The sequence below is a fragment of the Actinacidiphila sp. bgisy160 genome (assembly GCF_965342435.1).
GTDB lineage: Bacteria > Actinomycetota > Actinomycetes > Streptomycetales > Streptomycetaceae > Actinacidiphila.
Genome location: NZ_CBDRCM010000024.1, coordinates 74,602 through 95,094, shown reverse-complemented (window position 1 = coordinate 95,094; position 20,493 = coordinate 74,602). Strand labels below are relative to the sequence as shown.

Annotated in this window: 17 protein-coding genes; 8 read left to right on the top strand and 9 right to left on the bottom strand. The window is 74.0% G+C overall.

Annotated elements, in window-relative coordinates; all coding sequences use genetic code 11:
* Window positions 1–5: 5 nt before the first annotated feature.
* The gene (locus ACRWNP_RS20205) at window positions 6–191 is read right to left on the bottom strand and encodes a hypothetical protein (protein WP_431963278.1); all 186 of its coding nucleotides are present in this window, start codon (window positions 189–191) and stop codon (window positions 6–8) included.
* Window positions 192–468: 277 nt separating this feature from the next.
* On the opposite strand from ACRWNP_RS20205, the gene ACRWNP_RS20200 reads away from it, so the two are divergent.
* Window positions 469–1,260, top strand: a complete 792-nt coding sequence (locus tag ACRWNP_RS20200; protein WP_431963276.1) for an SGNH/GDSL hydrolase family protein — start codon at window positions 469–471, stop codon at window positions 1,258–1,260.
* Between the two features lie 91 nt (window positions 1,261–1,351).
* Here ACRWNP_RS20200 and ACRWNP_RS20195 read toward each other — a convergent pair whose 3' ends face one another.
* The 4 genes from ACRWNP_RS20195 to ACRWNP_RS20180 all read right to left on the bottom strand — a co-directional run bounded on the left by ACRWNP_RS20195 (window position 1,352) and on the right by ACRWNP_RS20180 (window position 7,784).
* Window positions 1,352–3,049, bottom strand: coding sequence for a protein kinase domain-containing protein (locus tag ACRWNP_RS20195; protein WP_431963274.1), 1,698 nt, complete (start codon window positions 3,047–3,049; stop codon window positions 1,352–1,354).
* Between the two features lie 82 nt (window positions 3,050–3,131).
* A complete protein-coding gene (locus ACRWNP_RS20190) occupies window positions 3,132–4,742 on the bottom strand; it encodes a nickel transporter (RefSeq protein ID WP_431963272.1) in 1,611 nt (536 codons plus the stop codon).
* A complete protein-coding gene (locus ACRWNP_RS20185) occupies window positions 4,739–6,094 on the bottom strand; it encodes a tetratricopeptide repeat protein (protein ID WP_431963270.1) in 1,356 nt (451 codons plus the stop codon). The genes ACRWNP_RS20190 and ACRWNP_RS20185 overlap by 4 nt, the downstream gene beginning before the upstream one ends.
* Window positions 6,095–6,215: 121 nt before the next feature.
* Window positions 6,216–7,784 carry a DUF4331 domain-containing protein gene (locus ACRWNP_RS20180; protein ID WP_431963268.1) on the bottom strand — a complete coding sequence of 523 codons (1,569 nt, stop codon included), beginning with the start codon at window positions 7,782–7,784 and terminating at the stop codon, window positions 6,216–6,218.
* Window positions 7,785–7,958: 174 nt separating this feature from the next.
* Here ACRWNP_RS20180 and ACRWNP_RS20175 point away from each other — a divergent pair, with 174 nt between their 5' ends.
* Together ACRWNP_RS20175 and ACRWNP_RS20170 are read left to right on the top strand one after the other, a co-directional pair.
* Window positions 7,959–8,732 (top strand): anti-sigma factor domain-containing protein, encoded by a 774-nt coding sequence (locus ACRWNP_RS20175; RefSeq protein WP_431963266.1) that lies wholly within the window; start codon window positions 7,959–7,961, stop codon window positions 8,730–8,732.
* Between the two features lie 116 nt (window positions 8,733–8,848).
* Window positions 8,849–9,112, top strand: coding sequence for a hypothetical protein (locus tag ACRWNP_RS20170; protein ID WP_431963264.1), 264 nt, complete (start codon window positions 8,849–8,851; stop codon window positions 9,110–9,112).
* Between the two features lie 125 nt (window positions 9,113–9,237).
* Here the strand turns inward: ACRWNP_RS20170 and ACRWNP_RS20165 are convergent, their stop codons facing one another.
* Genes ACRWNP_RS20165 through hmgA form a run of 3 tightly spaced genes read right to left on the bottom strand, consistent with a single transcriptional unit; the run spans window position 9,238 to window position 12,571 of the window.
* Window positions 9,238–10,470, bottom strand: coding sequence for a type ISP restriction/modification enzyme (locus ACRWNP_RS20165; RefSeq protein WP_431963262.1), 1,233 nt, complete (start codon window positions 10,468–10,470; stop codon window positions 9,238–9,240).
* Window positions 10,471–10,484: 14 nt separating this feature from the next.
* Window positions 10,485–11,246 carry a GntR family transcriptional regulator gene (locus ACRWNP_RS20160; protein WP_329188710.1) on the bottom strand — a complete coding sequence of 254 codons (762 nt, stop codon included), beginning with the start codon at window positions 11,244–11,246 and terminating at the stop codon, window positions 10,485–10,487.
* Window positions 11,243–12,571, bottom strand: coding sequence for a homogentisate 1,2-dioxygenase (gene hmgA / locus ACRWNP_RS20155; RefSeq protein WP_431963259.1), 1,329 nt, complete (start codon window positions 12,569–12,571; stop codon window positions 11,243–11,245). The genes ACRWNP_RS20160 and hmgA overlap by 4 nt, the downstream gene beginning before the upstream one ends.
* A 66-nt stretch (window positions 12,572–12,637) precedes the next feature.
* Between hmgA and ACRWNP_RS20150 the strand changes: the two genes are divergently transcribed.
* The 4 genes from ACRWNP_RS20150 (at window position 12,638) to ACRWNP_RS20135 (ending at window position 18,251) form a co-directional block, all read left to right on the top strand.
* Entirely contained in the window at window positions 12,638–13,294 is a 657-nt protein-coding gene (locus ACRWNP_RS20150; RefSeq protein WP_431963257.1) for a TetR/AcrR family transcriptional regulator, read from the top strand.
* A 94-nt stretch (window positions 13,295–13,388) separates the two neighbouring features.
* Window positions 13,389–15,623 carry a molybdopterin oxidoreductase family protein gene (locus ACRWNP_RS20145; RefSeq protein ID WP_431963255.1) on the top strand — a complete coding sequence of 745 codons (2,235 nt, stop codon included), beginning with the start codon at window positions 13,389–13,391 and terminating at the stop codon, window positions 15,621–15,623.
* 112 nt (window positions 15,624–15,735) lie between these two features.
* A complete protein-coding gene (locus ACRWNP_RS20140; protein WP_431963253.1) occupies window positions 15,736–17,130 on the top strand; it encodes an aldehyde dehydrogenase family protein in 1,395 nt (464 codons plus the stop codon).
* 38 nt (window positions 17,131–17,168) lie between these two features.
* Window positions 17,169–18,251 (top strand): zinc-binding dehydrogenase, encoded by a 1,083-nt coding sequence (locus ACRWNP_RS20135; protein ID WP_431963251.1) that lies wholly within the window; start codon window positions 17,169–17,171, stop codon window positions 18,249–18,251.
* 358 nt (window positions 18,252–18,609) lie between these two features.
* Here the strand turns inward: ACRWNP_RS20135 and ACRWNP_RS20130 are convergent, their stop codons facing one another.
* Window positions 18,610–19,254, bottom strand: a complete 645-nt coding sequence (locus ACRWNP_RS20130; RefSeq protein WP_431963249.1) for a TetR/AcrR family transcriptional regulator — start codon at window positions 19,252–19,254, stop codon at window positions 18,610–18,612.
* Between the two features lie 68 nt (window positions 19,255–19,322).
* Between ACRWNP_RS20130 and ACRWNP_RS20125 the strand changes: the two genes are divergently transcribed.
* Window positions 19,323–20,474: an acyl-CoA dehydrogenase family protein gene (locus ACRWNP_RS20125; RefSeq protein ID WP_431963247.1), complete on the top strand. Its 1,152-nt coding sequence runs from the start codon at window positions 19,323–19,325 to the stop codon at window positions 20,472–20,474.
* The last annotated feature ends 19 nt before the right edge of the window (window positions 20,475–20,493 follow it).

Genomic DNA, 20,493 nt, shown 5'->3' with positions numbered 1-20,493 from the left:
GGACGTCACGCGGACGTGCCTATGGGGGGTTGCCGGTGGCGGGGCGGCGAGAGGTCACCGTGCTCCTGGGCGTCGGTGCGATCGCCCTGGTCCTCCTGCCGGCGACGTGCGGTCCCGATGGAGCCCGCCTGCTGCCAGGCGGTCGTGAACCGCGGCTGCTCCTCCAGCGCCGCCGAGACCGCCGTCCCCAAGGGGTGACGGTCCCGCCGGGCGTGGGCGTTCTCCGTCGTACTGTGCGACCGGCGTTGCCGGCGTGTTCGAGTGGTGCGGCTGCCGGAGTCCCTAAAGCGCTTGTCAACTACGGGAGTAGAGCCCATCGGCCGAGGTGGCGTCACTTCCGGTGCACGCAGCGGCGATCACGGACAGCGCACAGGAATGTCCATGTCATAAATCTTGGCATGGACACTTCCCGAACGTGTTACTGCGCGGTACGAAAGATGCGGCAGAGATCCTGCTAAGGGAGGTTCCATGAGACTGTCCCGTTTCGTGTCAGCCGCATCCGCGCTTCTCCTTACCGCCGCACTCGCCCTGGTTGGTGCCGGTTCCGCCCAAGCCGCCGGCCCCGTCTACGTGGCACTGGGCGACTCGTACTCCGCCGGGGTCGGGTCCGGCAGCTACGACAGCTCGAGCGGCAGTTGCTACCGCAGCAGCAAGGCGTTCCCCCGGCTGTGGGCGAACGCGCACAGCCCGTCCGGGTTCTCTTTCACGGCGTGTTCCGGAGCGACCACGACCGACGTGCTCAACAACCAACTCGGTCCGCTCAACGCCTCGACGACCCTGGTCAGCATCAGCATCGGCGGCAACGACGCCGGCTTCGCCGACGTGATGACCACCTGCGTCCTCAGCTCCGACAGCACCTGCCTCAGCCGCATCAACCAGGCCAGGGACTTCGCCAACAACCAACTGCCCGCACGGCTCGACTCCGTCTACAACGCCATCGGCTCACGGGCGCCTTCGGCCCGTGTCGTCGTCCTCGGCTACCCGCGCTTCTACAAGCTGGGCACCAGTTGCATCGGCCTCAGCGAGACCAAGCGCAGGGCCATCAACGACGCCGCCGACCTCCTCGACACCGTCACCGCCAAGCGCGCCGCCGACCACGGCTTCGCCTTCGCCGACGTCCGCGGCACCTTCACCGGGCACGAGCTCTGCTCGGGCTCGGCGTGGCTGCACAGCCTCACCCTCCCCGTCTACGAGTCCTACCACCCCACGGCCTCCGGGCAGTCCGGCGGCTACCTGCCGGTCTTCACCTCCGCCGCGTGACCCGCGGCACGGCAGCGCGCAGCACCCGGACGACATGAGGCGAGGGGTGCCGGGCCACGGCCCGGCACCCCTCACCCGTGCCGACGTGACCTCAGGGGGTCGGCGCCGTCCCGTCCGAACCGCTCGGTGACGGGCTCGGCGCCCGGCACGTCACCGTGAACGGGACGTGCCCGGACGCCGACTCCACCGGGCTCCGCACCGCGAACGACACCCAGCCCTCGATCGTGCCGTCCGGCTCGTAGGACGGCTCCGTGTACTCGACCGTGCGGCTCTTCGGGCCTCCCGCCGGGAATTCGAGGGTCTGCCGGCCGTGGCCGGAAGCACCGGCGCTGGACGTCCAGCGGTAGGTGACCGTCACCGGAGTGCGGTCGACCGTGACGACCGCCGAGAAGGACGGCGCCTGCTCTGCCGGCGGCGGACAGCCCCCGGTGTAGGTGTCGCGCACGGCCGAGACCGTGACGTGGACGTTCACTTGGACCGGTGTGCCGGCCGGCGGCGAGGTGTGCGGGGACCCGGAGTCACTGCCGCCGGCCGTCGCCTCGTAGCCGCTGGCGTCCGCGCCGCCGTCGTCGTCCCGCGAGCCGGTGACGGACGGGGTCTCCCCGCCGCCCGGAGTGTTCCCGGCGGTGGTGCCGTGGCCGGAGCCACCGGGCGAGCCGTCGTCGAGGAGTGCGTAGGCCGCGCCTCCGATGCCCAGGGCGAGGGCGAGCGCGCCCACCGCCATTGCCACCGCCGCGCGGCGCGGCCTGGCCGGAGAGGCCCCTGCCGGCGCGGCGCCGTACCCCGCGCCCACCGGTGCCGTCGGCCCAAGTGGCTTCGAGGAGACCGGAGTCGAGGAGACCGGAGTCGAGGAGACCGGGGTCGAGGAGACCGGGGTCGAGGAGACCGGGGTCGGCCGGGTCGGGGTGCCGTCCGGCCTCGGCGGCAGTGGCGCGGCGGCCTGCGTGGTGGCGTAGGCCGTGCCGGCGCCCGGTGGCGTGCGCCCGGAGGCGAGGGCGTCGAGCCGCCGTTGTACCTCCTCACCCGGGAGGCGGGCCGCCGGGTCCTTGCGCAGCATCCCTGTGATCACCGGGGCGAGCGGTCCCGCCCTGCGCGGTTCGGGCGGTTCCTCGTCCACCACCGCGCGCATCGTGCTCAGCGCGGTGTCGCGGCGGAACGGCGAACCGGCTTCCACGGCCACGTACAGCAGCACCCCGAGCGACCACAGGTCCGACTCCGGGCCGGGACGGCGCCCGAGCGCCCGCTCGGGGGCCAGGTACTCCGGTGAGCCGACCAGTTCGCCGGTCCGGGTGATCGCCGAGGAACCCTCGATCATGGCGATACCGAAGTCGGTGAGCACGACCCGTCCGTCATTGCCGATGAGCACGTTGCCCGGCTTCACGTCGCGGTGCAGCACCCCGGCGGCATGGCCGGCGCGCAGCGCCTCCAGCACCTTGCCGCCGATTCCCGCCGCCCGCCGCGGCTCCATGGGGCCCTCGGCGTCGAGGACGTCGGCGAGCGTCACGCCCCGGACGAGCTCCATGACGATCCACGGACTGCCCTCGGCCATGGCGACGTCGTACACCTTGATGACGTTGGGGTGCTCGACCCGGGCGGCGGCGATCCCCTCCTGCTGCAGCCGGGCGTACAGGCGCTCGACCTCCCGGTCGTCCAGGCCCGGCGGGGCCTTGACCTCCTTGACGGCCACCTCACGGCCGAGCAGTTCGTCCCGGGCCAGCCACACCACACCCATGCCGCCCCGGCCCAGCTCGCTGATCAGCCGGTAGCGCCCCGCCACAAGCCGTGTCATCGGCGTGTCCCCCCTTCGTGCCGCCCGCAGCCCAGCATGACCGAACTTCCCCCCGAACGGACCCTTTCGACGGAAAGCTCCGTCAACCGGCCATCGACAGCGCCGTCCTGAGCACCAGGCCGCAGCCCAGCACCAGCACCACGGACGCCGTGACCAGCGGCGTGAGCCGCCGCGCCGCCGTGAACAGCCGGCCGCGGCCCCGCAGCGCCGAGGCCGTCCCGGCCAGCCGGCCGAGGCGGACGACGGCGAAACCGGCGGCCGTGAGCGTGATCGCCAGACCCGCGCCGTACGCGAGGACCAGCAGGAAGCCGAACCAGGCCTGGCCCAGGGCCGCGGCGCCCACCAGGACGACGACCGCGGAAGGGCTGGGGACGAGGCCGCCGGCGAAGCCGAGCAGGACCGTGCCCCGGAGGGTGGGTCGCGATTCCTGCGTATCCGGATGCGTATGTGTGTGTGGGTGGACGTGGCCGTGGCGCTCGGGGGCGGGGTGTTCGGCGGTGAGGACGGCGGCGGGCGCGGCCTGTGGCGCCGTCCCGGGGGAGGGCGTGTGAGGGCGCGGGTGCTCGTGAGGACGGCTGTGGTGGTGATGGCCGTGGCTGTGGTGACCGTCCCCGTGGTCATGCCCGTGGCTGTGCGGCTGCCCCCGCGACCGCCATGCGCGGCGGAGCAGCGCCGCCCCGGCGCACGCGACCAGTACCCCGCTCGCGACTCCCAGCCAGCCGATGACCGAGGGCGCCGCGGCCGAACCGGTCGTCACCAGCAGGCCGAGCGCGAACACCCCCAGGGTGTGGGTGACCGTCACCGACGCGCCCAGCGCGACCATGTCCCGTCGCGACCGCCGGCCGCCCGCGGCGGCCGCCGCCGCCATCAGCGTCTTGCCGTGCCCGGGCGCGAGCGCGTGCATCGCGCCCAGGACAAGCGCCGTGAGCAGTGCCAGGGTGGCGAAGCCCGGGGTGAGCGCGTGCCGCGACACCAGGTCGGTGAGGGCCCGCGTCCAGCGGTCCGCGCCGCGCGGCAGCACACCGGCGGAGGCGGGGGCGTCCTCCTCCGCCGACAGCGCGGGGCCGCCCGGGGTCACCCGGAAGCCGGCCGCGCGTTCGTCGGCGGGTGAGGAGAGCAGGTCCATCGGGTACGCGGTGAGCCGGCGCGACACCGACTGCCCGGGCACGTCGGCGTCGTGGAGCGTCATACGGTCGCCGCGCGCGGTGATCTCCCGCCAGCCGGGCCCGGTGGCGACGTCCGCCGGACGGTAGTCCAGGGACGCCGGCTGCGTGGACGGCAGCCGCGCCGTCATCCGGCACTCGACGCGCAGCGTCGTCAGCCCGGCCTGCCCCGGCCGTACGGCCGCCGTGGCCCGGCGCACCGCCACCGGTTCGCGGCGCCCGCCGACGGACGCCCGCGCGCCCCTCGCGGCCGCCTCGCAGCGCGTCTTCGCCCAGTTCGCCAACTCGGCGCGGCCCAGAGCCCGGTCGCCGTCCCGGTCGATCGCGGGCACCGCCTGTGCCGCGGGGATCTCGGCGAGGTCCTCGACGTGATCGATCCGCAGCACACCGGGGGCGGCGACCAGGCCGTCGTAGCGGTTGACGGTGAAGTTGCCGAGCGGATGCGCCTGCGCGTGTTGCGCGGGCAGCAGCGCGAGGGCCGCTCCCGCCGCTGCCGCGGCCGCCGCGGCGGCCGTCCTGCGCCGGATCATGACGGGTCTCCTTCGATGCGGGCCAGCGCACGGCGGGCGGCCGGGGCTGCGGTGGGGGAGAAGCCGGGGTTGAGGCGGAGCGCCGCGGCCAGCGACGTCCTGGCCGCCCCGCGCTTGCCGAGGGCCGCCTCGATGACGCCGCGGTGGTAGAGGAAGGCGGCGTTGCGGTAGCCCGGCGCGGAGGAGCGCTCGGCGTACGGCAGGGCCTGGCGGTCGCGGCCGTTGACGTGCAGGGCCCAGGCGAGCGCGTCGGCGGTGTGGACGGTTGGCCGGCGTGACCATTCGGCCCGAGCCGCGCGCAGCGCCTCGGCGGCGTCCCCGTGGTCGGCGGCGACCAGCGCCGCGTCCAGGTCGGTGGCGACGCCGTTCGCCTTGGCGAGGGCGATCCAGGTGCGAGCCACCGTGTACTGCTGCCGCGCCCGCTTGTCCTGGCCTGCGGCCTCGTACAGCTCGCCCAGTCCGGCGAGTTGCGCGGGCAGCGGGTAGCGGTCGACGACCCGGCCCAGGTCGCGCAAGGCCCTCCCGCGGTCGCCGCGCGCCGCGTATGTGCGGCCGCGGCCCTCGAGCGCCGGCAGGTAGCCCGGGTCGGCCCGCAGCGCGGTGGCGAAGTGCCGCAGCGCCGCCGGGTAGCGGCCCTGGCTCCAGGCGAGCTGGCCCAGTGCCGTGGCGACGTAGGCCGTGTCGCCCGGGGTCGCGGCGGACTCCAGGGCGCGGGTCAGGATGCGGCGGGCACCGGCCGGGTCGCCGCGCAGTTCGTGGACGTAGGCCAGGCGGGTGAAGACCGGGATGCCGGGTCGCACCGCGTCGGCGTGCTCGGCGGCGCGCAGCGCCTCGTCGTAGCGGCCGAGTTCGACCAGGGCGTCGACCCGGACGGCGAGGGCGCGCTCGCCGTAGGGGTTCACCTTCAGCGCCCGGTCCGCCTCGGTGAGGGCGGTGCGGAAGTCGTGGCGGGCGGCGGCGAGTGCGGCACGCCCGGCGAGTGCGGCGTCGTTGTCGTGCGGGGCGATCCGCAGCGAGCGGCTGAAGGCCGCCTGCGCCTGCGGGTAGCGGGTGGGGTCGCCGCTGGTCCTGGCCTGCTCGACGTAGGCGGCGCCGAGCGCGGCCCACCCCGCGGCGTCCTTGGGCTGGGCCCGCAGATGCGTCTGCAGGGCCGCGATGCCGCCCGCGAGGTCGCCCTCGGCGAGGCGGTCCAGCGGGGCGTCGGCGGCGGGCGCCGCGTCCCGCGCGGAGTCCTGCGGGGCGGGGGACCCGCCGAGGACCAGTGCGCCCGCGGTGAGCGCCAGCGCGAGGCCGAGCACCAGCGCCGCGTACAGGACGGCGGCGCGAAGCCGGCCCAGGGCAGGTACGTCCATGGCTGCTGCCTTTCGGGATGACGGGGTGGAGCCCGGCCGGGGCGCTCGCGGTGCGCCCCGGCCGGGTGCCGCGCGGTGTGCTTCCCGCGGTGGCCTGAGGCCTGAGGCCGGAGGCCCGGCCTCAGGCGCGGCCGTGCGCCCGGCGGCCGGCGGGGCGGCGGCGCATCCGCCACCACAGCAGCGCGGCACCGATCAGCAGCACGCCCGCGCCGCCGGAGGCCGCGGAGGCGATCAGCACGGTGTCGTCGTCACCGCCGCCGGGAAGCAGGCCGCCCGCGTTGAGCTGTGTGATCCCGCCGGTCTGTGCCGAGTTGGTGGCCGGCTTGGCCAGCGGGCCGTCCGAACCGGAGGCCGGCAGGGCCACGTAGGGGAAGCTGGCGCCGAACGTCTGGTCGTTGGCGTTGACCGCGTCACCCAGGTCGTTCTTCGAGCCGACCAGTTCGCCCTCCACCACCTGCAGCGCGATGTCGACGACGTCGTCGCCGAGCCGGCGTCCGTTGGGGAAGCCGGCGGTGTCGCCGTCCAGGACGCCGAGCCGCTTGGGCTTGGCGGTCGGCGGGACGGCCGTGTTGAGCCGCAGCATCTCCGACGGGCGGACGCGCGGCGGCTGGTTGAGCTTCGGCACGCCCGTCAGGAACACCTGGACGAGGTCGTCGCGCGGGGTGGCCGGGGCCTTGATCTTGTAGATGCCCTCGATGAGCCCGGGCAGTTCGGGGTGCGTCACGTTCTTGAGGAACTGACCGTCGTTCCAGGGCGAGGACGCGTTGAACCGGTCCTTGTCCTTGAGCGGGTTGACCACCTCGTTCACCAGGGGCATGCCGAGGCGGGAGACCTGTGCCCAGTCGCCGTTCGCGGTCCGCCGCTGCGTGGTGGACCAGATACCGACCACCGGCTGCTTCGCCGACTGGCGGATCGCGGCCGTCGGGACCTGCAGGGCTATGGTGTTGACGTTGTAGCCCTTGAGGGTGTCGTCGCCGACCTCGGAGAGGTTGCCCCCGTAGAGCAGGTCGAAGACCCGCAGGTCCAGGAAGAACGGGTCGTCGGCCTGGCCGGCGAAGGCCGTGGTGCCGCGGCCGAGGTGCTTGACGGCCTGCTGGCGCAGCACGTTGTAGTCCGGCATCGAGGCCTTGCCGACGTTCGACGGCGCGACCGGTACGTCGTTCGCGACCTTGTAGCGGCCGGTGACCTGCTGGTTGTGCAGCCGGAACAGGTCGATGTCGTAGGTCTGGTAGAAGTTCAGGTCCGGGTCGTCGAGGCTGGTGACCGGGCCGGTGTTGTACAGGAACGTCTTCTCGTTGCGGAAGTGGTCCTGGAACGTCCACCGGTAGAGGTAGTCGCCCTGCGCGTCCCCGTCGTTGTCGATGTGGATGTCATACTGGGCGTCATCGGCGAACTTGTAGAAGTTCGGGCCGCCGGCCGGGTCCTCGAACGGGATCCAGTTCGCCACCAGCGTGGTGGTGTCCGGGCGGTCGGGGCTGACGAACGCGTAGACGTCCGTGGTGTCGTACTGCGGCTGCCCCGAGATCAGCGGCGCCTCCCGGTGGCTGGACGCCTGTGCCGTCCCCGGCTTCAGTCCGGTGACGCCCACGGCGGCGAGTCCCCCCGCGGCCAGTGCGCCCGTGGCCAGCAGGGCGATCGTGCGCGATCGCCCGAAACGGGCCCTGATCCTGCTCCTGCTGTGTGCGGTCATCGCTCGGTCCTTCGCGAGTCCGGCCCCTCCCCCTTGGAAGAGGTCCTGCGTGGGTTGTTCGGGGCCGGTCGGCTCGCGGATTGGCGGACCGGGAGGAATTTGTGTCACAGGGTTGTAACGTGATATGGGCCCGGCCGGACGTGCCGCGCACCGCGGAGGAAAGCGGGGCGACCCATGAGAGGTTCCGTGCACGAACTGGCCGCGGCGTACGCGCTCGACACCCTCGCGCCGCGGGAAGCACGCCGATTCGAGCGGCATTTGATGCGCTGCCACGCGTGCGCGGACCGCGTGCGGGAGCCGGCCGGGGACACCGTGCGGCTCGGCGCCGGGAGTCCGGCCTCGCCGTCGCCGCCCCCGATGGCGCCGCCCCCGATGGTGCCGCTGCCGGTGGACGACGCGCCGGACGGCCCGGAGGTCCCGGTGCCGCGGCGGTGGTGGGAGGCGTGGCGCCGGCCGTCCGCGACGCGCCTGGCCGCGGCGGGCGCAGGGGCCGCCCTCCTGGCCGGCTTGGTGCTGGGCGCCCTGCTGCTGCGGACCGCCGCACAACTGGACCGGGAGCGGGGGAACACGCGCGCGGTGAACGAGGTCCTGACCGCGGAGGACGCCCGCCCCGCCTACGCCAGCGACGACCGTGGACGAGGGGTGACCGCCGTGGTGTCACGGGACCTGCGCCGCGCCGTGGTGACGGTGCACGGGCTGCCGGGCCTGGAGGGACGCGAGGTCTACCAGCTGTGGCTGGTGAGCGAGCGCCCGACGTCCTACCGCTCCCTGGCGGTGCTGGGCGCCGATCCGGCGGCGGGCGGCACACCCGGGCCGTTCGTGGCCGACCGGTTGGACGAGTTGTCGTACGCGTTCACCGTGACGGTTGAGCCGAGTGGCGGATCCGTGGTGCCGACCTCGGATCCCGTGGTCCAACTTCCCCTGCTCGCGCTGGGGATCGGTTCATGACCGTCAACCCCCTTGACGCGAAGGTGAATCCGGGAACACGGATGCATAGGTGACGCTGCAGGACGATAGGGTTACCCTGCCCGGTGCCGGGTGCCCTCGAACGGGTGGGGAGTGTCATGGATCAGATAGCAATGCGGAGCAGGCCGCGAGTGCCTGCCGTCACGTGCGGGAGCAGCGCGTCCAGCGCGCGTCTCGACCGCCATCTCTCGGTGCTGGCCGGCCCTGCCGTGCCGCAGCGGGAGGCGGAGGAGGCCACGCTGCTGATGCGCGAGCTGACCTCGCGCGACCATGTGCGCGCGAACGCCAGCCGCGGTGCGCGTGTGTCGCTGTTCGCGCCGCTGCGGCGGCTGCGTCGTTCGCTCTTCGGCAGCCGCGGCTGACCGGAGGCGTTCTCGGCGTTCCTTCAGCGGACAGGCTCGGGCGCAGTGCACCGTCCCGGCACCGCGCCGCGTCATGCGGCGCGTCGGTGTGCTCCGTCCGGGCCTGTTGTCAAGTCGACTTGCGGTCACAGCAGGGCGAACTGCCCGTCCGGCCCCTCCTCGTGGTGATCCAGCACGGAGGCCGGACGGCGCGCCGTCTCGGACACCGGCAGGACGCGGGCCGCGCGCAACTCGGCGGCGCCGATCCGCGGGCCGGCCGCGACCCGGGCGGCAAGCGCGCGGCGTGACGGCCGCAACTCCGCCAGCAGGGTCAGCACACTGATCAGCTCCAGCAGTTCGGTCGTCCTGGCCCGCGGCCATGCGGCCGGCCGAATCGCGTCCAGGTCCTCCGCCGCCCCGTCGGGGATCCGCCGCCCGAACCAGGTCTCCAGCACCCGCGTCCCCCCGGCGTGGAACCCCCAGGCCGCCTCCGGCACCGGTGCCACCCGCCCGCTCCCCAGTACCAGCGCCGCTTCCCGCGGGTCGTACGACGGACCCTCCCGCGGCACGTCGGGCAGCGCCGCCCGGACATAGGGGCGCCGGCCGCCCGGCAGCCGGGGATGCCCCGCGGGGCGGTCCTCCGCCGGATCGGCGAAGCGGGTGCCGCGGGTGTGCAGCCACAGCAGACGGCGGCCCAGCGCGACGCCCTCCGCCCACAGGGCCGGATCGGCGGTGAGCGGGACCTCCACGGGCCAGCCGGTGGCGAGCGCGGCGATCCAGGCGAGCACGTCCTCCGCGCCGACCGGGGTGTCCAGCCGTCCGCGGAGGCGGTCCAGCAGACCCGGCGCGAGGTTGGGGTCCAGCCCGCCGGGGCGGCGGAACAGCGGCCGGATCCGGCCCGGCCGGCCGGCGGGGGAGTGGCCGTCGGGGAGCAGCGCGGAGAAGGCCAGCGGCGGCCCCGGGAGCTGCGGCAGGCGCGCCAACTCCACCGTGTACAGCTGCCGGTCCTCGTCGGCGACCCGCCACAACTCGGGGCGGGCCGCGTCGATCAGCCGCTGGTCGGGGATGAGCCACTGCTGGTCGTACGGGCCGTGCAGCACCCGCACCGGCTCCGCGCACGGGCCCTCCTCCCGCTCCAGCCGGGTGGTGGGCGCGGGGTGGCCCGGCAGTTGGGCGACGGCCGTGTGCGGGGTGCGTGCCCGGGTCGGGTGGAACAGCCGCTCGCGCTCGGTGCCCCTGGTCTTCACCAGCCGGTCCCAACGCGCGGTGAGGGTCGCCGCCTCGGGTGCCATGACCCAGCTCCGCCCCAGGCGCAGGGGCGGGACGGACCACGGCATCAGGTCGGCCAGCGTCGGCGCTTCATCGCTCACTGTGGGCATGCTACTGAGGCCCCTCAGGGTGCCTCCATGGTCACGGTGAAGGAGAAGCGGTCGCCCCGGTAGTGGATGCGCACCACGTCGACCACGCGGCCGGTGTCGTCGTAGGTCACCCCCGTGTAGTGCAGGATCGGGCTGAGCAGCGGCACCTGCAGCAGCCGGGCGGTGCCCGGGTCGGCCAGCCGTGCCTCGACGGTGTCGGTGATGCGGCTGATCCGCACCCCGAGGGCGTCCCGCAGCACCTTCGTCATCGGCCAGCGCGCCAGGTCCGCGAGGTCGATGCGGGCCGCCAGCTCCGGCAGGACGAAGTTCTCCGCCCAGTTGGTCGGCTCCCCCGACTCGTCGCAGCGCAGCCGGCGGTAGGCGATCGTCTCGGCCGGCGCGGGGAAGTACTCCGCGTACTCCGGTGGCACGGGCGCCGGGCCGTGGCCGAGCACACTGGTGCGGTCCCCGGACTGCTGGGCGACGATCGCGTCGACCGAACCCAGCAGCCGCACCGGCGCCCCGCGCAGCGCGGCCGGTTCGATGAAGGTGCCGCGCCGCCGGTGGCGGCTGATCAGACCCTCCTCCTCCAGCTCCTTCAGCGCCTGCCGCATCGTGAGCACGCTGACGCCGTAGTGTTCGGCCAGTGCGTCCTCGGTCGGCAGCCGCAGCGGGGCGTCCGGACGGCGGCCGAGTATCGAGGCGCGCAGGGACTGCGAGACCTGGTACCACAAGGGGAGTTTGCGGTTCAGGACCAGCGAGTCGGGTGCGAAGGTGCTGCTCGGGCTCGTCGTCATGGCCGGAAGTGTCGCTCAAGCCCCCGCCACACGCCGTCGTAATCCCGCTGCAGGTGCTCAGCCTCCAGCGCCTCCCGCGTCGGCACCACCGGCCAGCGCGTCTCGAACATGAAGGCCAGCCCGTCGTCCACCTTCTGCGGGACCAGTTCGGCGGTGCTCGCCCTGTCGAAGGTCGTCCGGTCCGGGCCGTGCGCCGACATCATGTTGTGCAGCGATGCCCCGCCGGGGACGAAGCCCTCCGCCTTGGCGTCGTACGCGCCCTCGATGAGCCCCATGAACTCGCTCATCACGTTCCGGTGGAAGTACGGCGGGCGGAAGGTGTCCTCGCCGACCAGCCAGCGCGGTGCGAAGACCACGAGGTCGGCGTTGGCCAGGCCCGGAGTGTCGGAGGGCGAGGTCAGCACGGTGTAGATCGACGGGTCGGGGTGGTCGTAGCTGACCGAGCCGAGCACGTTGAAGCGCCGCAGGTCGTACACGTACGGCACCAGGTTGCCGTGCCAGCCGACGACGTCGAGGGGGGAGTGGCCGTACTCGGCGGCCCACAGGTTGCCGCCGAACTTGTTCACCACCTCCACCGGCTCCTCGCGGTCCTCGTACGCCGCCACCGGAGCCATGAAGTCCCGCGCGTTGGCAAGACCGTTGGCGCCGATCGGGCCGAGGTCGGGCAGCTGGAAGTGCTGGCCGTAGTTCTCGCAGACGTAGCCGCGCGCCTCGCCGTCCGGCAGCTCGACCCGGAAGCGCACCCCGCGCGGGACCAGCGCGACGTGGCCCGGCCCGGCGGCCAGGACGCCCAGTTCGGTACGGAGCAGCAGCCGGCCGCGCTCCGGCACGATCAGCAGCTCGCCGTCGGAGGAGGAGAACACCCGGCTGTCCATGGAGCGGTTGGCCGCGTACCAGTGGATGCCGATGCCCTCGCGGCGCAGCACGTCCCCGTTGCCGCCGACGGTGACCAGGCCGTCCACGAAGTCGGCCGGCTCCTGCGGGAGCGGCAGCGGGCTCCAGCGCAGCCGGTTGGGATCGGGCTCGGCCTCAGTGAAGGGCGCGCTGCGCAGCCGCCCGTTGGGAATGCGGCGGAACGGCGGATGGGCCGCCGAGGGACGGATGCGGTACAGCCACGAGCGGCGGTTGTGATGCCGCGGCTCGGTGAAGGCGGTGCCGCTCAGCTGCTCCGCGTACAGGCCGAGCGGGGCGCGCTGTGGCGAGTTGCGGCCGGCCGGAACCGCTCCGGGGACCGCCTCGCTCGTGTGCTCGTTGCCGAAGCCGGGGAGGTAGGCGAGGTCCTTGCCGTCCTGGATCTGCGTGCTGGCGATCTCTGTGCTGGTCACGATTCCTATGGTTGTCCATAGGAATCAACCCCGCAAGGGACCGACGGGTCCCTGTGGAAAACCGGCATGATGGATCTCGTGCACAGCAGCGGCAACGGTCTCCGGCGCGTACCCGTCCAGCAGCGCAGCGCCGAACGCTTCGCCAGGATCCTCGACGCGGCAGCGGCGATCATCGACGAGAGCGGATACGAGGAACTGAGCACGCGTGACGTGGCCGACCGCGCGGGTGTGCCGATCGGCTCGGTCTACCGCTTCTTCTCCAACAAGCGCGCCATGGCCGACGCCCTTGCCCGCCGCAACCTCGACAAGTATCTCGCCGGGGTCACTGACCGCCTCGACGCCCTCGGCGCGGCCCGCGGCGGCGCCGAGGACTGGCGCCGCCTGATCGACGTCGTCGTCGACCAGTACGTCGCCATGCGGCGCACCGTGCCCGGCTTCGCCCTCGTCAGCTTCGCCGGCCCGGCCCCCGGACCAGCCGTGAACGACCTGGCCAACCACCTCGTCGCCGACCGGCTCCGCGCCCTGCTCATCGCCCCGCTCGGTGCCGCGGGCGTGGCCGTGACCGACGACCGGCGGCTGCGGACGGCCTTCGTGGTGGGCGTGGAGGCCGCCGACGCCCTGCTCAAGATGGCCTTCCGCGCGGATCCGCAGGGCGAGGCCGCGCTCATCGCCGAGACGAAGGTGCTGCTCCGCGCCTATCTGGCCAGGGTGCTGGAGCCGTAGCCCGCGAGCGTCGTCCTCGTGAGTGCTATCCCGACATGCATACCGGTCGGTATGGTGGCCGCACACGAGGAAGCGCCCTGCCCCGGGAGGCCCGATGGCCAGCAGTCGTACCGCCCTGCGTATCTGTCCGCTGTGCGAGGCCACGTGCGGACTGACCCTGACCATCGACGCGGACCGGGTCACCGGCGCCCGCGGCGACCGCGAGGACGTCTTCAGCGCGGGCTTCATCTGCCCCAAGGGCGCCGCCTTCGGCCAGGTCGACGGCGACCCCGACCGGCTCACCCGGCCGCTCGTGCGCCGCGACGGCGTGCTCACCGAGGCCACCTGGGCCGGGGCGTACGCCGCGGTAGCCGAGGGCTTCGACCGCCTCCGCGCGACCCACGGCACCGCGGCGGCCGGCGTCTACCTGGGCAACCCCAACGTGCACACCATCGCCGGCGGCCTCTACCCGCCGATGATCATCCGAGCCCTCGGCACCCGGGCGCTGTTCTCGGCCAGCACCCTGGACCAGATGCCCAAGCAGGCCGCGTGCGGCCACCTCTACGGGGACGCGCTCGCCGTCCCCGTGCCCGACCTGGACCGCACCGACCACCTGGTCGTCATCGGCGGCAACCCCATGGTGTCCAACGGCAGCCTCGCCACCGCCGCCGACTTCCCCGGCAAGCTCAAGGCGCTGCGCCGCCGCGGCGGCAGACTCACCGTCATCGACCCCAAGCGCACCCGCACCGCCGAACTCGCCGACCTCCACATCGCCCCACGGCCCGGCACCGACGCCGCGCTGCTCTTCGCCGTCGTCCACGTGCTGTTCGAGGAGGGGCTCACCCGCCTCGGCAACCTCCAAGGGCACGTCACCGGCGTCGACGAGGTCCGCGCACTGGCCCGCGACTTCACCCCCGAGACCGTCGCCCCGTACTGCGACGTACCCGCCGAGCGCGTCCGCACCCTCGCCCGCGACCTGGCCGCCGCCCCCAGCGCCGCCGTCTACGGGCGCCTGGGCAGCACCGCCGTACGCTTCGGCACCCTCGCCAGCTGGCTGATCGACGTCCTCAACATCCTCACCGGCAACCTCGACCGGCCCGGCGGCGCGATGTTCCCGCTGCCGGCCACCGCGCGCGCCCCCCGCCCCGCCGGGCCCGGCCGCGGCTTCACCACCGGCCGCTGGCACAGCCGGGTCTCCGGCCACCCCGAGGTCGCCTCCGAACTGCCCGCCGCCGCACTCGCCGAGGAGATCGACACACCCGGCGAAGGGCGGATCCGCGCCCTGGTCACCATCGCCGGCAACCCCGTGCTGTCCGCCCCCGACGGCGCACGGCTCGACCGCGCCCTGGCGGGACTGGACTTCATGGTCAGCGTGGACCCGTACCTCAACGAGACCACCCGCCACGCGGACGTCCTCCTGCCGCCGCCCCCGCCCTCCCGCAGCGCCCACTACGACTTCGCGTTCGGCAACTTCGCCGTGCGCAACAACGCTCGCTACAGCCCGCCCGCGATCCCCCTGGAGGAGGGCAGGCCCGGCGAGCCGGAGATCCTCGCCCGGCTCGTGCTCCTGCTCGGCGGCTTCGGCCCGGACGCCGACCCCGCGCTCGTCGACGAGCAAGCCGTCACCCACCGCCTGGCCAAGGAGACCGCCGACCCGCACTCCGCGGTCCACGGCCGCGACCCCGCCGAACTGGCCGCCGCGCTCACCGGAGGCACCGGCTACGAGCGCCGGCTCGACATGATGCTGCGACTCGGCCCGTACGGCGACGGCTTCGGCGCCGACCCCGAAGGGCTGAGCCTGCGCCGGCTCCTGGACCGGCCGCACGGGATCGACCTCGGCCCGCTGCGCCCGCGCGTCCCCGAGGTGCTGCGCACCGCCTCCGGCACGATCGAACTGGCGCCCGCGCCGCTCACCGCCGACGTGCCCCGGCTGCTGGCCGCGGTCGGCGACCGGTCCAGGGACGGACTGGTCCTCATCGGCCGCCGCCACCTGCGCTCCAACAACAGCTGGATGCACAACGTGCCCGCGCTCACCGGCGGGAGCAACCGCTGCACCCTCCAAGTGCACCCCGAGGACGCCACCCGGCTCGGCCTCACCGACGCGGCACCGGCCCGGATCAAGGGCGACGGCGGTGAGATCGAGGCCCCGGTCGAGGTCACGGACGCGATGCGGCCCGGCGTGGTGAGCCTGCCGCACGGCTGGGGCCACGACCGCGCGGGCACCCGGCTGACGGTCGCGGCCCGTGAACCGGGGGCCAACCTCAACCAGTTGCTCGACGGGACCCTGCTCGACCCGCTGTCGGGCACGGCCGTCCTCAACGGATTCCCCGTCCAGGTCGCACCGGCGTGATCCACCGCACGGGGTACCGTCCTGGAATCGGAAAACTATCGGCGCTAGTTTGGGCATGTCACGCCAGGTGCCACGCCAGGTGCCACGCCAGGTCCGCCCGGGAGGACAAGGGATGAAGCCGCACGACGGGATGTACATCGACGGCGACTGGCGGCCCGCCGCCGGCACGGAGACGATCGACGTCGTCAACCCCGCCGACGAGCAGGTGTTCGCCACCGTGCCCGCCGGTACCGCCGCCGACGTCGACGCCGCGGTCCGCGCCGCCCGCGCGGCCTTCCGCGGCTGGGCGGCAACCCCGCCCGCCGAGCGCGCCGCACGCATCGCCGCGCTGCGCGACGCCCTCGCCGCCCGCCGCGACGAGATCGCCGAGACCGTCACCGCCGAACTGGGCGCGCCGCTGCCGTTCAGCCAGGCGGTCCACGCGGGGCTCCCGATCGCGGTCGCGGGCTCGTACGCCGAACTCGCCGCCACCCACCCCTTCGAGGAGCGGATCGGCAACTCCACGGTCCTGCACGAGCCTGTCGGCGTGGTCGGCGCGATCACCCCCTGGAACTACCCGCTCCACCAGATCGTCGCCAAGGTCGCCCCCGCGCTCGCCGCCGGCTGCACGGTCGTCCTCAAGCCCGCCGAGGACACCCCGCTGGTCGCCCAGCTCTTCGCCGAGACCGTCCACGAAGCGGGCCTGCCCGCAGGCGTGTTCAACCTCGTCACCGGCCTCGGTCCGGTCGCCGGACAGGCCCTGGCCGCCCACGAGGACGTCGACCTGGTCTCGTTCACCGGATCCACCGCCGTCGGCCGGCAGATCGCCGCGACCGCGGGCGCCGCGGTCAAGCGCGTCGCCCTGGAGCTCGGCGGCAAGTCGGCCAACGTCATCCTCCCGGGCGCGGACCTCGCCAAGGCCGTGGGCGTCGGCGTCGCCAACGTCATGTCCAACACGGGTCAGACGTGCAGCGCCTGGACCCGCATGCTCGTCCACCGCGACCGGTACGAGGAGGCGGTGGCCCTCGCCGCGACGGCCGCCGCCAAGTACGTGCCCGGCGAGCGCATCGGCCCCGTCGTCAACGCCAAGCAGCACGAACGTGTGCGCGGCTACATCGCCAAGGGCGTCGAGGAGGGCGCCCGCCTCGTCGCCGGCGGCACCGACGCCCCGCGGGAGCGTGGCTACTGGGTCAGCCCCACCGTCTTCGCCGACGTGACCCCGCAGATGACGATCGCCCAGGAGGAGATCTTCGGCCCCGTCCTGTCGATCCTGGCCTACGAGGACGAGGAGGACGCGCTGCGCATCGCCAACGGCACCGTCTACGGTCTCGCCGGGGCGGTCTGGGCGGGCGACGAGGCGGCGGCCGTCGCCTTCGCCCGGCGCATGGACACCGGCCAGGTCGACATCAACGGCGGCCGCTTCAATCCACTGGCGCCGTTCGGCGGGTACAAGCAGTCCGGGGTCGGGCGCGAGCTCGGCCCGCACGGCCTCACCGAGTACCTCCAGACCAAGTCCCTCCAGTTCTGACCGCTACCGCCACCGCCCTGAGTGCAGGAGAAGACACCGTGGTCCGCGCCGCCGTACTGCCCGCCGTCAACGCGCCCCTGACCCTCGCCGGGATCGACCTGCCCGAACCCGGGCCGGGCCAGGTACGGGTGAAGCTCGCCGCGGCCGGGGTGTGCCACTCCGACCTGTCCCTGTCCAACGGGACGCTGCGGCAGCCCGCGCCCGCCGTTCTCGGGCACGAGGGCGCGGGCACCGTCGTCTCGGTCGGCGAGGGGGTCGCGGACGTGGCGCCGGGTGACCGTGTCGTCCTCAACTGGGCGCCATCCTGCGGCGTCTGCCACTACTGCGGGCTCGGCGAGCCGTGGCTGTGCGCCGGCGCGGGCGCGGCGGCTGGTGTGCCGTACGCGAAGCTCGCGGGCGGCGGGGCCGAGCTCTACCCGGGGCTCGGGACGGCCGCGTTCGCCGAGGAGACCGTGGTCGCGGCGGGCGCGGTGCTGCCCCTCCCCGACGGGGTCCCGCTCGTCGAGGCCGCGCTCCTCGGGTGCGCCGTGCTCACCGGCTACGGGGCGGTCCACCACAGCGCCGCGGTGCGCCCGGGTGAGTCCGTGGCCGTCTTCGGCGTCGGGGGGGTCGGCCTCGCCGTCCTCCAGGCCGCCCGCATCGCGGGGGCGGGCACCGTGGTGGCCGTCGACGTCTCCCCGGAGAAGGAGGCCCTGGCGCGGGCCGCGGGCGCCACGGAGTTCCTCCTCGCGGGGGAGGACGTCGCCAAGCGGATCCGGGCGCTGACCGGCGGGCACGGGGCGGACGTCGCCATCGAGTGCGTCGGGCGCGGCGAGACGATCCGCTCCGCGTGGTCCTCGACACGGCGTGGTGGCCGCACGACGGTGGTCGGTATCGGCGGGAAGGGGGATCTGGTCTCCTTCTCCGCGCTGGAGCTCTTCCACTTCGGCCGGACGCTCTCCGGGTGCGTGTACGGCAACAGCGACCCGGCGAGGGACCTGCCGGTGCTGGCGGAGCACGTGCGGGCCGGGCGGCTCGACCTGTCGGCGATGGTCACGGAGCGGATCGGGCTGGAGGGGATCCCGGGGGCGTTCGAGGGGATGCTTCGGGGGAGGGGCGGGAGGGCCCTGGTCGTCTTCTGACGGCGGGTCGCCGTGTCCGGGTTGCTTGTCCCTGCGGCGGGCATCCCCCGCCTTCCCTCCCCCAGCCTTCGGCCGGGGAGCCCCCCATCCGGCGCGGCTGGTCGCCGCCTCGCGGGGTGCGTTGGGCGGGCCGGGGCCTGCGGGGCCGGGCGTTCCGGACCGCACCCGCGTTCGCCGCCGCCCCCGTGGGCGACGACACCGGGGCGCACTCGACACTGCTCCGCACCGACGACATGAGCCAGGCGGAGCCGGTGGCCGGATACGGACCGACCACGCCCACTGGGGTTCGGGCCACGGCGGCGACTGGCGTACGCGTTCCGTCTGCTTCGCCGTCCCCTGCGAGCGGTGACCCGGATCCTCAGGAGTCGGTGTGGCCCAGCGCGGCGAACTGCACCGCGAGCCCGTCGACGAGGGCGCGCAGCCCCGTCTCGAAGGCGCCCTCGTCCACCCGCTGCTGCCGTTCCGCGAGCAGGTGGGCCTGCCCGAGGTGCGGATAGTCCGCCGGGTCGTACGCCGAGGGGTCGTCGACGAACCCCCGCGCGAAGGACCCCAGCGCTGACCCGGCCACGAAGTACCGCATGAGCGCGCCCACGCGGGTGGCGTGGGCCGGGGGCCAGCCGGCGGCGGTCATGCCGCCGAAGACCGCGTCGGCCATGCGCAGGCCGGCCGGGCGGCGGCCCGGGCCCTGGGCGAGGAAGGGGACGATCCGGGGGTGGGCCGCGAGGGCGGCGCGGTAGGAGCGGGCCCAGGTCACGAGGGCGTCCCGCCAGTCGCGGACGTCGTCGAACATGGAGAGGTCGACCTCGCCGACGACCGCGTCGGCGACCGCGTCGAGGATCTCGTCCTTGGTCGTGAAGTGGTTGTAGAGGCTCGGCCCGCTGACGCCGAGCTCCGCCGCGAGGCGGCGCGTGGAGACGGCCTGCAGGCCCTCCGCGTCCACGAGCGCGAGTGCCGTGGCGACGATGCGTTCGCGGCTGAGCAGGGGCTTGCGGGGTCGGGCCATGCGGCACATAGTAGAGGCTGCCCCCAGGAAACTAGCAGTGATAATTTAAAGTCGAACCGAGGTGCGCCGTGAATCTTGAGCTGTCCGAGGAGCAGGCCGCGGTCCGCGCGCTGGCCGCCGAGTTCACCGAGCGCGAGATCGCGCCCCACGCGGCCGCGTGGGACCGGGCCGAGAGCGTGGACCGGGGCATCGTCAAGAAGCTGGGCGCCGTGGGGTTCCTGGGGCTGACCATCCCGGAGGAATACGGCGGCTCGGGCGGCGACCACCTGGCGTACTGCCTGGTCACCGAGGAACTGGGCCGCGGCGACTCCTCGGTGCGCGGCATCGTCTCCGTATCGCTCGGGCTGGTGGCGAAGTCCGTCGCCCACTGGGGGACGCGGGAGCAGAAGCGGCAGTGGCTGCCCCGGCTGGCCTCCGGCGAGACGGTGGGCTGCTTCGGGCTGACCGAGCCCGGCACCGGGTCGGACGCCGGCAACCTGACCACGCGTGCCCGGCGCGAGGGCGGTGACTACGTGATCAACGGCGCCAAGATGTTCATCACGAACGGCACCTGGGCGGACGTCGTCCTGCTCTTCGCCCGCACCAACGACGTCCCCGGCCACAAGGGCGTCAGCGCCTTCCTCGTGCCCACCGGCACCCCCGGCCTCACCCGGCACGAGGTGCACGGGAAGCTGGGGCTGCGCGGACAGGCCACGGCGGAGCTCGTGCTGGAGGACGTGCGCGTGCCGGCCTCGTCGATGCTCGGGCCCGAGGGCAAGGGCTTCTCGGTGGCGATGTCCGCCCTGGCCAAGGGCCGCATGTCGGTCGCCGCCGGGTGCGTCGGCATCGCGCAGGCGGCCCTGGACGCCGCCGTGGGCTACGCCAAGGAGCGCGAGCAGTTCGGCAGGCCGATCGCCGCGCACCAGCTGGTGCAGGAGCTGCTCGCGGACATCGCGCTGGACGTCGACGCGGCCCGGCTGCTGACCTGGCGGGTCGCCGACCTCATCGACCGCGGCCTGCCCTTCGCGGCGGAGTCGTCCAAGGCGAAGCTCTTCGCCAGTGAGGCGGCGGTGCGCTGCGCAAGCAACGCGCTGCAGGTCTTCGGCGGCTACGGCTACATCGACGAGTACCCGGTGGGCAAGCTGCTGCGGGACGCCCGCGTGATGACCCTCTACGAGGGGACCAGCCAGATCCAGAAACTGCTGATCGGCCGGGAGCTGACGGGGATCGCCGCCTTCTGACGGCGCCGGCCGGCGCCGA